General features: G+C 55.9%; 11 protein-coding genes. 8 read left to right on the top strand and 3 right to left on the bottom strand.

Going from position 1 to position 12,671, the window contains the following annotated elements; all coding sequences use genetic code 11:
* Positions 1–26 precede the first annotated feature (26 nt).
* On the bottom strand, positions 27–554 hold the full coding sequence (ppa, locus tag LZ634_RS06525) for an inorganic diphosphatase (RefSeq protein ID WP_234503220.1): 528 nt from the start codon (positions 552–554) through the stop codon (positions 27–29).
* A 402-nt stretch (positions 555–956) separates the two neighbouring features.
* Here ppa and ytfQ point away from each other — a divergent pair, with 402 nt between their 5' ends.
* The 5 genes from ytfQ to LZ634_RS06500 all read left to right on the top strand — a co-directional run bounded on the left by ytfQ (position 957) and on the right by LZ634_RS06500 (position 7,306).
* Positions 957–1,913, top strand: coding sequence for a galactofuranose ABC transporter, galactofuranose-binding protein YtfQ (ytfQ, locus tag LZ634_RS06520; protein WP_234503217.1), 957 nt, complete (start codon positions 957–959; stop codon positions 1,911–1,913).
* 218 nt (positions 1,914–2,131) lie between these two features.
* The gene (gene ytfR, locus LZ634_RS06515; protein WP_234503216.1) at positions 2,132–3,634 is read left to right on the top strand and encodes a galactofuranose ABC transporter, ATP-binding protein YtfR; all 1,503 of its coding nucleotides are present in this window, start codon (positions 2,132–2,134) and stop codon (positions 3,632–3,634) included.
* 10 nt (positions 3,635–3,644) lie between these two features.
* On the top strand, positions 3,645–4,670 hold the full coding sequence (gene ytfT / locus LZ634_RS06510; RefSeq protein WP_234503213.1) for a galactofuranose ABC transporter, ATP-binding protein YtfT: 1,026 nt from the start codon (positions 3,645–3,647) through the stop codon (positions 4,668–4,670).
* Entirely contained in the window at positions 4,657–5,658 is a 1,002-nt protein-coding gene (gene yjfF, locus LZ634_RS06505; protein ID WP_234503210.1) for a galactofuranose ABC transporter, permease protein YjfF, read from the top strand. Before ytfT ends, yjfF begins: the two co-directional genes overlap by 14 nt.
* 85 nt (positions 5,659–5,743) lie before the next feature.
* Positions 5,744–7,306: a methyl-accepting chemotaxis protein gene (locus LZ634_RS06500; RefSeq protein ID WP_234503391.1), complete on the top strand. Its 1,563-nt coding sequence runs from the start codon at positions 5,744–5,746 to the stop codon at positions 7,304–7,306.
* 118 nt (positions 7,307–7,424) lie between these two features.
* Here LZ634_RS06500 and fbp read toward each other — a convergent pair whose 3' ends face one another.
* Positions 7,425–8,423: a class 1 fructose-bisphosphatase gene (gene fbp / locus LZ634_RS06495; protein ID WP_052282435.1), complete on the bottom strand. Its 999-nt coding sequence runs from the start codon at positions 8,421–8,423 to the stop codon at positions 7,425–7,427.
* 175 nt (positions 8,424–8,598) lie between these two features.
* On the opposite strand from fbp, the gene mpl reads away from it, so the two are divergent.
* Together mpl and LZ634_RS06485 are read left to right on the top strand one after the other, a co-directional pair.
* Complete coding sequence (mpl, locus tag LZ634_RS06490; protein ID WP_234503207.1) at positions 8,599–9,975, top strand: UDP-N-acetylmuramate:L-alanyl-gamma-D-glutamyl-meso-diaminopimelate ligase; 1,377 nt, start codon at positions 8,599–8,601, stop codon at positions 9,973–9,975.
* A 79-nt stretch (positions 9,976–10,054) separates the two neighbouring features.
* Entirely contained in the window at positions 10,055–10,585 is a 531-nt protein-coding gene (locus LZ634_RS06485; protein ID WP_234503206.1) for a GNAT family N-acetyltransferase, read from the top strand.
* Positions 10,586–10,627: 42 nt separating this feature from the next.
* On the opposite strand, the gene yjgA is transcribed toward LZ634_RS06485, so the two are convergent.
* Positions 10,628–11,179: a ribosome biogenesis factor YjgA gene (yjgA, locus tag LZ634_RS06480; RefSeq protein WP_234503204.1), complete on the bottom strand. Its 552-nt coding sequence runs from the start codon at positions 11,177–11,179 to the stop codon at positions 10,628–10,630.
* A 106-nt stretch (positions 11,180–11,285) separates the two neighbouring features.
* On the opposite strand from yjgA, the gene pmbA reads away from it, so the two are divergent.
* Positions 11,286–12,626: a metalloprotease PmbA gene (gene pmbA / locus LZ634_RS06475; protein WP_234503202.1), complete on the top strand. Its 1,341-nt coding sequence runs from the start codon at positions 11,286–11,288 to the stop codon at positions 12,624–12,626.
* Positions 12,627–12,671 lie beyond the last annotated feature (45 nt).

Raw genomic sequence — 12,671 nt, 5'->3', positions numbered from 1 at the left:
GTGTTTTTAAAGCAGGAAAAGAAATCTTATTTCTTCGCGCGCTCGAAGGAAGCAACGATTTCAGCTTTAGCCGCTTCAGCGTTTTCCCAACCGTCAACTTTAACCCATTTACCTGCTTCGAGGTCTTTGTAGTGCTCGAAGAAGTGGGTGATCTGCGCTTTCAGCAGGTCTGGCAGGTCGTTCACATCTTTGATGTGATCGTATTCTTTGCTCAGCTTGGTGTGCGGTACCGCAACCAGTTTCGCATCTTCACCGGATTCGTCGGTCATTTTCAGCACGCCAACTGGACGGCAGCGAATGACTGAACCTGGCTCCAGTGGGTATGGAGTTGGGACCAGAACGTCAACCGGATCACCGTCCAGAGACAGGGTGTGGTTGATGTAACCGTAGTTGCACGGATAGAACATCGCAGTGGACATGAAACGGTCAACGAACAGTGCACCGCTCTCTTTGTCGACTTCGTATTTGATAGGATCTGCGTTAGCTGGGATTTCAATGACAACGTAGATATCTTCCGGCAGATCTTTACCCGCAGGGACGTTGAGTAAGCTCATGTCTGTTTCCTTTAGAATGTATGGCAAACTAGTGCTCGGTATTATAGCCAACTCGCCGCGAAAGTCTTGGCCTGTTTTGCGTCTCATCCCCATGACCCCGCCTTTTTCAGCCGCTTCTTATGACAGAAAAATCCATAAACATAGCTGCATACTGAATAAAATCATGGAAGCGTTTACATCACGGCAAAAAATGACGCTGACTCGCGTTTTTTTTCGACAAAACCAATAGCGCTCAATGGGTGCGTGACGCCTTCTCCCTCTTGAACTCTTCGATGTGTCGGTGGTTAACAAATAATTTACTTTTATGAAGTGTGATGTAACTCATTCCGTTACATATCCCATTGTCTATAGTTTTTCCGCAGATGAATATCTAACCAACAATAACCCTACGAGGATATCTCTATGTGGAAGCGCTTACTTCTTGTCACAGCAGTTTCCGCAGCCATGTCGTCTATGGTCATGGCTGCCCCTTTAACGGTGGGTTTTTCACAAGTAGGCTCTGAATCCGGCTGGCGCGCGGCGGAAACCAACGTCGCGAAGCAGGAAGCGGAAAAACGCGGTATCACCCTGAAAATTGCCGACGGGCAACAAAAACAGGAAAACCAGCTCAAAGCGGTACGTTCGTTTATCGCTCAGGGTGTTGATGCAATCTTTATCGCCCCGGTTGTGGCAACGGGCTGGGAACCGGTACTGAAAGAAGCCAAAGAGGCCAAAATCCCGGTGTTCCTGCTCGACCGTTCCATCGATGTGAAAGATCCGTCGCTCTATATGACCACCGTCACCGCCAACAACGTGCTGGAAGGCCAGCTGATTGGCGAATGGTTGATTAAAACCGCAGACGGCAAGCCATGTAACGTGGTTGAACTGCAGGGTACGGTTGGTGCGAGCGTGGCGATTGACCGTAAAAAAGGTTTTGCCGAGGCTATCTCTAAAGCCTCGAACATCAAGATTATCCGCTCCCAGTCCGGTGACTTTACGCGCAGTAAAGGTAAAGAGGTCATGGAGAGCTTTATCAAAGCCGAGAACAACGGCAAAAACATCTGCATGGTTTACGCCCACAACGACGACATGGTGATCGGCGCGATTCAGGCAATCAAAGAAGCGGGGCTCAAGCCGGGTAAAGATATCCTGACCGGTTCGATTGACGGCGTACCGGACATCTACAAAGCAATGATTGCCGGTGAAGCCAACGCCAGCGTAGAACTGACGCCAAATATGGCCGGCCCGGCGTTTGATGCGCTGGAGAAATTCAAGAAAGACGGCACCATGCCGGAGAAAGTGACGTTGACCAAGTCCACCCTCTACCTGCCGGATACGGCGAAAGAAGAGTTAGAGAAGAAGAAAAATATGGGCTACTAAGCCGCCGACACCCTCACCCCAACCCTCTCCCTGAAAGGGAGGGGGAGCAGAGCGGTGCAAGGGGTTGGGTTCAGAGCTTGCCTTAGCACCATGGTTTTTCTCTCCCTGAAAGGGAGGGGGAGCAGAGCGGTGCAGGGCGTCAGATTCCGAGCGGGCTGTTGGCACAATATATCCCCTCTCCCCCGCGGGGAAAGGGCTAGGGTGAGGGGGAGCGCACAATGACCACTGAAACCGACCAGGAGATCCTCCGCACCGAGGGGCTTTGCCAGTATTTCCCCGGCGTAAAGGCGCTGGATAACGTCAATTTCAGCCTGCGGCGCGGGGAAATCATGGCGCTGCTGGGCGAAAACGGCGCTGGGAAATCGACGCTGATTAAAGCGCTGACCGGCGTCTACCACGCGAACCGTGGCACCATCTGGCTGGAAGGCCAGCAAATCAATCCGAAAAATACCGCCCACGCCCAGCAGTTAGGCATCGGCACGGTGTATCAGGAAGTGAACCTGCTGCCGAATATGTCGGTGGCGGACAACCTGTTTATTGGCCGCGAGCCCAAACGTTTTGGCCTGCTGCGACGCAAAGAGATGGAGAAACGCGCCACGGAGCTGATGGCTTCTTATGGCTTTTCACTTGACGTACGCGAACCGCTCAACCGTTTTTCGGTGGCGATGCAGCAGATTGTGGCTATCTGCCGGGCCATCGATCTCTCCGCCAAGGTGTTGATCTTAGATGAACCGACCGCCAGCCTCGACACCAAAGAGGTGGAGATGCTGTTCACCTTGATGCGTCAGCTTCGCGATCAGGGGGTTAGCCTGATCTTCGTCACCCACTTCCTCGATCAGGTCTACACGGTGAGCGATCGTATCACCGTCCTGCGTAACGGCAGCTTTGTTGGCTGCCGGGAAACCCGCGAGCTGCCGCAGATTGAGCTGGTCAAAATGATGCTGGGTCGTGAGCTGGAGCACCAGGCGTTGCAGCGCGCCGGGCGTACGTTGCTCAGTGATAAACCGGTGGCCTCGTTTGAAGGCTACGGCAAAAAAGGCACCATTGCGCCGTTCGATCTTCAGGTCCGCCCTGGTGAAATCGTCGGGCTTGCCGGATTGTTGGGATCGGGACGCACCGAAACCGCCGAGGTGATCTTCGGTATTCGTCCCGCTGACAGCGGCCAGGCGACGATCAAGGGCAAGCCGCAAACTCTGCGATCGCCGCACCAGGCCTCTTGCCTGGGGATCGGTTTTTGCCCCGAAGATCGTAAAACCGACGGCATTATTGCCGCCGCCTCGGTACGGGAAAATATCATTCTGGCGCTGCAGGCTCAGCGTGGGTGGCTGCGGCCGATCCCGCGCAAAGAGCAAAACGACATTGCCGAGCGTTTTATCCGCCAGTTGGGGATCCGCACCCCCAGCGCCGAGCAACCGGTGGAATTTCTCTCCGGTGGCAACCAGCAGAAGGTGCTGCTGTCCCGCTGGCTGCTGACGCGCCCGCAGTTCCTGATCCTCGATGAGCCAACGCGCGGGATTGACGTCGGGGCGCATGCGGAAATTATCCGCCTGATTGAAACCCTGTGCGCCGACGGCCTGGCGTTGCTGGTGATCTCGTCTGAACTTGAAGAGCTGGTGGGCTACGCCGACCGGGTGATCATCATGCGCGATCGCCAGCAGATCGCCGAGATCCCCCTGGCTGAACTTTCCGTTCCCGCCATCATGAACGCTATTGCGGCCTAAGGAGTTAACCGTGATGCCTCGATCCGTTGGGCAAACTGAACCGTCCGGTCGCCGCTTTCGCTGGCCGCCGGGCATGCCGCAAATCGCGGCCCTTATTCTGGTGCTGCTGGTCGATAGCCTGGTGGCGCCGCACTTTTTCCAGATAACCCTTCAGGATGGCCGTCTGTTCGGCAGTCCTATCGATATTCTTAACCGTGCAGCTCCTGTCGCCCTGTTGGCTATCGGCATGACGTTGGTTATCGCCACCGGAGGAATCGATCTTTCGGTGGGCGCGGTGATGGCGATAGCCGGGGCGACCGCCGCCTCAATGACCGTCGCCGGGCACAGCCTGCCGATAGTGCTGCTGGCGGCGCTGGGTTCCGGCGTTCTGGCCGGGCTGTGGAACGGTATTCTGGTGGCCATTCTGAAAATTCAGCCCTTTGTGGCGACGCTTATTCTGATGGTGGCCGGACGCGGCGTCGCGCAGCTCATCACCTCTGGGCAGATTGTCACCTTCGATTCGCCGGCGTTGGCCTGGCTCGGCAGCGGTAAAATGTTGCTGTTTCCAACGCCGGTTATTATTGCGTTAGTCACCCTCGTTATCTTTTGGGTGGTTGCTCGAAAAACGGCGCTCGGCATGTTTATTGAAGCGGTGGGCATTAACATTCGCGCGGCAAAAAATGCCGGGGTGAATACCCGTATCGTGGTGATGCTGGCCTATGTATTGAGCGGTGTCTGCGCGGCGATTGCTGGCATCATTGTGGCCGCGGATATTCGCGGTGCCGACGCCAATAACGCCGGGCTGTGGCTGGAGCTGGACGCCATTCTGGCGGTGGTTATCGGCGGTGGTTCACTGATGGGCGGGCGTTTTAACCTGCTGCTGTCGGTGGTCGGCGCGCTGATTATTCAGGGCATGAATACCGGTATTTTGCTCTCCGGTTTTCAGCCGGAGCTCAACCAGGTGGTAAAAGCGGTGGTGGTGATGTGCGTGCTGATTGTCCAGTCGCCGCGCTTTATTCAGATTCTGAAAAGGATACGGGGCCATGATAAAACGTAACTTACCGCTGATGATCACCCTCGGCGTATTTGTCCTCGGCTACCTCTACTGCCTGACGCAATTCCCGGGTTTCGCCTCCACGCGGGTTATCTGCAATATCCTCACCGATAACGCCTTTTTGGGGATTGTCGCGGTGGGGATGACCTTTGTGATCCTCTCCGGCGGGATCGATCTGTCGGTCGGCTCGGTGATCGCCTTCACCGGTGTATTTCTGGCGAAAGCCATTGGCTTCTGGGGATTGTCGCCGCTGGTGGCTTTTCCGCTGGTGTTGGTCATGGGCTGCGCCTTTGGCGCTTTTATGGGCTGGCTGATTGATGCGCTGAAGATCCCGGCGTTTATCATCACTCTGGCGGGGATGTTTTTCCTGCGCGGCGTCAGCTATCTGGTCTCTGAAGAGTCCATTCCTATCGATCATCCGCTGTACGACACCTTCTCCGGGCTGGCGTGGACTATCCCCGGCGGCGGACGCCTCAGCGCTATGGGGCTGCTGATGCTGCTGGTGGTGATTCTGGGGATTTTTCTCGCTCACCGCACCCGCTTTGGCAACCAGGTTTACGCTATCGGTGGCAGCGCGACTTCGGCAAATCTGATGGGCATCCCGACCCGCAGCACCATTGTGCGCATCTACATGCTGTCGACCGGGCTGGCGACGCTCGCTGGTATTGTCTTCTCCATTTATACCCAGGCGGGCTATGCGCTGGCAGGCGTGGGGGTGGAACTGGATGCTATCGCCTCGGTGGTGATTGGCGGCACGCTGCTCAGCGGCGGCGTCGGTACGGTGCTGGGGACGCTGTTCGGCGTCGGCATTCAGGGGCTGATTCAAACCTACATCAACTTTGACGGCACGCTCAGTTCCTGGTGGACCAAGATCGCTATCGGCATCCTGCTGTTTATTTTTATCGCCCTTCAGCGCGGGCTGACGGTGCTGTGGGAGAACCGGCAGAATGCGGCGGTAACCCGCGTCAATGCTGAAGTAACAAAGAACTAACATACTGATACGCTAAAGTTTTTCCGGTGGCAGCCGATACTTTTCTTTTACGCCAAACGTACCCCTGCTACCGGACAAAACTATGATGCTAAGAACGCTTTCTATCCGTACCGGCCTGCTGTCCCTGCTTGCCGTGATGACCCTGCTGCTGATTCTGGTCAGCGGCATCGGTATTTATGCTCTCACCCAAAGCTCCGCCTCGTTGCAACGTATTGACCATCTGCAAAGTGACCAAATGACCCAGCTCAACGAAGGCTATACGCTGCTGCTGCGCGCGCGCAATGAGGCGAGCCAGGCGGTGAGACTGATGGAGATAGGCATGCTGGATGACGCCGCGAAAGCGGTCAAACTGCTGAGTGGGGAAGTGGCGCAGGCGCAAAAAATTATTGCTACCGTTAGCCAGTCGTCGATGGACGATACTGACGGCGCCAAACTGATGGCCAACGTGGCGAAAAGCTACGAGCTGTACAACACGCAGGGGATCAAACCGATGCTGGCGGCGCTCGAGGGGCAAAACGTCGATGGTTATTACGATCTGCTGGAAAAGACCATGATCCCGGTATCTCGCCAGTTTGATAATGCCATTCTTGATTTTCAGAACTGGGGGGAATCCCGCGGCCAGGTGGAAGTTGCCGCGGTACACGCCACGAAAAACAAAGTACTGGTTCTGATGGCTATCGCCATTCTACTGACCGCCGGTGTCATGGCGCTGGGCTGGCTCCAGCTGCGTCACCTGCTGCTAAAACCGCTGGACGCGGCAATTGCTCAACTGGAACAGGTTGCCTTCGGTGATTTAACGGATTCACCGCTGAAGGCCAATAGCGCGGAGATTAAACGTCTCAACGGGGCGATTGCCGGGATGCGTGAGTCGATGATGAACTCGGTGATGCGGGTGCGCGATGCCAGTTCACAGATTGATATCGGCAGCCGCGAGCTGACGGCGGGTAACAACCACCTGGCGCAGCGCACCGAATCGACGGCCACGTCGCTTGAGCAAACGGCCGCCAGTATGGAAGAGCTGACCGCGACCGTGAAGCAAAACGCTGACAACGCCGATCAGGCGCACAAGCTGGCGAAAGACGTTTCTGATACTGCCGATCGCGGTAGCGAAATGGTCTGCTACGTGATTGAAAAAATGCAGGATATCGCCGGAAGTTCCAACCGTATTGCCGACATCCTTGGGGTGATCGACGGTATTGCCTTCCAGACCAACATTCTGGCGCTCAACGCCTCGGTTGAAGCCGCCCGCGCGGGCGAGCAGGGGCGCGGTTTTGCCGTGGTCGCGGGGGAAGTGCGTAATCTGGCCAGCCGCAGCGCCGATGCGGCGAAAGAGATCCGCCAGCTGATTTCCGCGTCGCAGAATCACGTGAGTGAAGGCAGCGACCTGGCGCAGCAGGCCGGGGAAACGATGGATGAGATTGCCACTGAAGTCATGCGAATGACCAAACTGATGCGCGAGATTGCCAGCGCCTCTCAGGAGCAGAGTCGCGGAATCGAACAGGTGAATATCGCAGTCAGCCAGATGGATGAAACGGCGCAGCAGAACGCGGCGCTGGTACAGCAGTCGTCGGCGGCAACCCGTTCGCTGGAAGAACAGTCGCAGGCGCTTACGTCGGCAATGGCCTCGTTCCGTCTGCAGGTGTCGTAATCGGTTTGCCCCTCTCCCCAAAGGGGCGAGGGGGAAAACAACCCCACAACCGACTCGATCGGTTCCCTCTCCCCGCTGGGGAGAGGGTTAGGGTGAGGGGAAACCTCGAACCGAATGCTTAGGCGTCCGGGAACTCGCGAATCAAACGCTCAACGTCTTCAACCATGTGGTCGTTACCGACGAAGAACGAGCGACGCTGGTGCAGCGTTTCCGGCTGAATATCCAGAATACGCTCTTTGCCATCGCTGGCTTTACCGCCGGCCTGTTCCGCAAGGAACGCCATCGGGTTGCACTCATACAGCAGACGCAGCTTGCCATCCGGGTGGCTGGCGGTGCTTGGGTACAAGTAAATGCCGCCCTTCAGCAGGTTGCGGTGGAAGTCGGCAACCAGAGAACCGATATAGCGAGAGGTGTACGGGCGCTGCGTGGACTTATCTTCTTCCTGGCAGAACTTGATGTACTTCTTCACGCCGTTCGGGAATTTGATGTAGTTGCCTTCGTTGATGGAATACGTGGTGCCGCGTTCCGGGAAGCGCATACGCTCCTGGCACAGGCAGAACACGCCCAAAGAAGGGTCGTAGGTAAAGGCGTGTACGCCGCAGCCGGTGGTGTACACCAGCATGGTGGACGAGCCGTAAACCACGTAGCCCGCAGCAACCTGGCGGTTACCCGGCTGGAGGAAATCTTCTTCGGTCACCGGCGTACCCACTGGGGTCACGCGACGGTAGATAGAGAAGATAGTCCCGACAGAGACGTTAACGTCGATATTAGATGAGCCATCCAGTGGATCCATCAGGACCACATATTTCGCGTGTTCGCAGCCGTCAAAGACGACGATTTCGTCTTCTTCTTCGGAGGCGATACCGGCGACGATGTCACGTGCGCGCAGTGCGGCTTTCAGTTTCTCGTTCGCAAACAGATCGAGCTTTTGCTGTACTTCTCCCTGTACGTTTTCTGCGCCGCTGGCACCCAGGATATCGACCAGACCGGCCTTGTTGATATCGCGGTGGATGATCTTGGCACCTAACTTTATTGCCGACAGCAAAGCAGTGAGCTCACCGGTAGCATGAGAGAACTCGTGCTGCTTTTCGACAATAAATTCACCTAACGTTTTCATAACACTTTCCCTGCATTGGATGATGAGTAAAGCGACTGCAACAATCTTAACAAAGAATAAAAAAAATACGCACAGGTGAATCGCGCCAGCAAACTACGGAATATCCTTAAATGCATTTCTCTGACGGCAAACATATGGGTAAAATGCGAGGCAGATTACAAAAGGATAGTGACGTATGCGCATTCATATTTTGGGTATTTGTGGCACTTTCATGGGCGGCCTGGCCATGCTGGCTCGTTCTCTGGGTCACGAAGTCACGGGTTCGGATGCCAATGTGTATCCCCCGATGAGCACGCTGCTGGAAAATCAAGGCATTGATTTAATTCAAGGTTACGATGCAAGCCAGCTTGACCCTCAGCCGGATCTGGTGATCGTCGGCAACGCAATGACCCGCGGCAATCCGTGCGTGGAAGCGGTGCTGGAGAAAAACATTCCGTTCATGTCCGGCCCGCAGTGGCTGCACGATTTCGTGCTGCGCGACCGCTGGGTTGTGGCGATTGCCGGTACCCACGGTAAAACCACCACCGCCGGGATGGCGACCTGGATCCTCGAAGCCTGCGGCTACAAGCCTGGTTTTGTCATTGGCGGCCTGCCGGGTAACTTCGATGTTTCCGCACGTCTGGGCGAGAGCCCGTTCTTCGTGATTGAAGCTGATGAATACGACTGCGCCTTCTTTGATAAGCGCTCCAAGTTCGTGCATTACTGCCCGCGTACGCTGGTCCTCAATAACCTTGAGTTCGACCACGCGGACATTTTTGACGATCTGAAAGCGATTCAAAAACAGTTCCACCACCTGGTGCGTATTGTCCCTGGACAAGGCCGCATCATCCTGCCGGAGAACGACGCGAACCTGAAACAGGTGATGGCGATGGGCTGCTGGAGCGAGCAGGAGCTGGTGGGCGAGCAGGGCCACTGGCAGGCGAAGAAGCTGAATACCGACGCCTCCGAGTGGGAAGTGCTGCTGGACGGTGAAAAGGTTGGCGAAGTGAAGTGGGGCCTGGTGGGCGAACACAACATGCACAACGGCCTGATGGCGATTGCCGCCGCGCGTCACGTTGGCGTGACCCCGGCAGATGCCGCCAACGCGCTGGGCAGCTTTATCAATGCCCGTCGCCGCCTTGAACTGCGCGGTGAAGCCAACGGCGTTTGCGTGTATGACGATTTTGCTCACCACCCAACGGCGATCCTCGCTACGCTGCAGGCGCTGCGTGGGAAAGTGGGCGGTACGGCTAAAATCATCGCCGTGCTGGAACCGCGTTCCAACACCATGAAAATGGGCGTTTGCAAAGACGATCTGGCACCGTCCTTAGGTCGTGCTGACGAAGTGTTCCTGTTACAGCCGCAGCATATTCCGTGGCAGGTGGCGGAAGTTGCGGAAGCCTGTGTACAGCCAGCTCACTGGAGTGCGGACGTGGATGTACTGGCAGACATGGTGATTAAAAACGCTGAGCCAGGTGACCATATTCTGGTGATGAGCAACGGTGGTTTTGGTGGTATTCACCAGAAACTGCTGGATGGTCTGGCGAAAAAAGCGGAACAGCAACAGCACTAATCTGATCGCTCAGGTTTCTCCTCAGCCAATCGGGAAACCGGTTGGCTTTTTTATTTCCTGATTTCAGCAAGGACCGGACATGGAAAGGTTAACGTCACAGAAACTGACTTCAACGCAATCACCCCTTTTCCCTCGTGTTGAAGCGCTGTATGAGCAGGCTTTTCCCTGGCATGAACAGCGGGAGTTAGCGGCCAAGCAGCGCGCGCTGGGCGACCCGCACTATGCGCTGGAAGCCTGGTTTGACGGTGAACAGTTTATTGGCATGAGTGGGACATGGGCGTTTGATGGCTACAGCTATATTGAACATCTGGCGGTGGACAGCACGCTGCGTTCGCAGGGCTACGGGAAACGTCTGCTGGGGCAGATTCTGATGCGCGCGCCGCTCACCGTGCTGGAAATCGACCCGCTGACCACTGAGATTGCCCATAAGCGTCTGCGTTTTTATGAAGGAATGGGGTTTAGCGCCAACCCGTGGCCGCACGCGCACCCGACGTACCACGCCGGTATCGCTGACCATGAATTGATTGTGTTGAGCTATCCGCAGGCGATTGATGCTGCGTATTATCAGCGCTTTAACGATGATTTGCGCCAGATAGTGATGGCGCTGTAGTCGATAAAAAAATGCCCTCGGAAGAGGGCGTTTTTAAGAGACTTAATCCTGCTGTTCAGCCAGTTCGCGCAGATACTGGAAAATCTGACGAGAGGATTTTGGCGGCTTGTTACCGGCCTTCTCTTTTTTGGCGTTACGCACCAGCGAACGCAGCTGCTGGCGGTCAGCGTCTGGCCAGAGGTTCAGCACCTCTTCAACCGCTTCATCCCCACCTTCAATCATACGGTCGCGCAGCTGTTCCAGTTTATGGAACAGAACAACCTGCTGGTTGTGACGGTTTTTCAGCTTGTCCAGCGCCTGACGGAAAGGTTCTACGTCGCGCTGGCGCAGCATTTTACCAATCAGCTGCAGCTGGCGGCGGCGGCCTTCCATCTTAATACGCTGCGCCAGTTCAATGGCGGCGCGCAGGTCGGCGTCCAGCGGGATTTTATCCAGGGCGTTTTTACCCAGGGAGACCAGCTCTGCCCCGAGCTTTTTCAGCTCTTCGGCATCACGTTTAATTTCACTCTTGCTGACCCAGATAATTTCATCATCTTCGTCCTCGATATCATCACCGGGGACTTCGTCGAGCCAGTCTTCGGGCTGCTTTGTCATTTCAGGCTCCTTAAAAAAGAGGCTAATACTAACAGCTTGAGCGCATACTGAGAAAGGGTTCTCTGTTAGACTTCATTTAACTTTACCTCAGATTATGGCTTAGACGATGAAAGTGATCACACAAGTTGCGGAACAACGTATTGCGCTGGAAAAAGCGGTCTCCATGGCGTTAGAGCTGGCAGCCAGCCAATCAGACGGTGCAGAAGTCGCGGTCAGCAAGACCACCGGTATTGGCGTCAGCACCCGTTACGGCGAAGTTGAAAACGTCGAATTTAATAGCGATGGCGCGCTCGGGATCACCGTTTATCACCAGAATCGCAAAGGCAGCGCTTCTTCAACCGACCTGAGTCCGGAAGCCATTGCCCGCACCGTGCAGGCGGCGCTGGATATCGCGCGCTACACCTCGCCAGACCCGTGTGCTGGCGTGGCGGACAAAGATCTGCTGGCGTTTGAGGCCCCGGATCTTGACCTGTTCCACCCGGCGGAAGTCTCCCCGGACGAAGCCATTGAAATGGCGGCTCGCGCTGAACAGGCTTCCCTGAAAGCGGACAAGCGTATCACCAATACCGAAGGCGGCAGCTTCAACAGCCACTACGGTATCAAGGTATTTGGTAACAGCCACGGCATGCTGCAAAGCTACTGCTCGACCCGTCATTCGCTCTCCAGCTGCGTGATTGCTGAAGCCAATGGCGATATGGAGCGTGACTATGCTTACACCATCGGTCGTGCGCTGGGCGATCTGCAATCGCCGGAATGGGTTGGCGAAGAGTGCGCGCGTCGCACCTTGTCACGCCTGGCTCCGCGCAAGCTGTCCACCATGCAGGCGCCGGTGATTTTCGCCAATGAAGTGGCTACCGGCCTGTTTGGCCATTTAGTCGGGGCGATTGCCGGCAGCTCGGTGTACCGTAAATCCACCTTCCTGCTCGACTCGCTGGGCGAACAAATTCTGCCGGAGTGGCTGACCATCGAAGAGCATCCGCATCTGCTGAAAGGGCTGGCCTCGACGCCGTTCGACGGCGAGGGCGTGCGTACCGAACGTCGCGACATCATTAAAGATGGCGTGCTGACGCAGTGGCTGCTGACCAATTATTCTGCGCGTAAGCTGGGTCTGAAGAGCACCGGCCATGCGGGTGGCATCCATAACTGGCGCATCAAGGGCCGCGGCCTGAGTTTTGAAAAGTTGCTTAAAGAGATGGGCACGGGTCTTGTCGTCACCGAACTGATGGGGCAGGGTGTTAGCGGCATCACCGGCGATTACTCCCGCGGCGCATCCGGTTTTTGGGTTGAAAACGGCGAAATTCAGTACCCGGTAAGTGAAATCACCATCGCCGGCAACCTGAAAGATATGTGGCGCAATATGGTCACTATTGCCGACGATATTGAGACACGGAGTAATATCCAGTGTGGTTCCGTACTGTTACCGGAGATGAAAATCGCCGGCCAGTAATCACGTTTAGGGCGCATCCTGCTGCGCCCGTTTTGCTTAAATAAT

It is taken from the genome of Kluyvera intermedia (assembly GCF_021440345.1).
Taxonomy (GTDB): domain Bacteria; phylum Pseudomonadota; class Gammaproteobacteria; order Enterobacterales; family Enterobacteriaceae; genus Kluyvera; species Kluyvera intermedia_A.
This window is presented reverse-complemented; position numbering and strand designations above follow the sequence as displayed.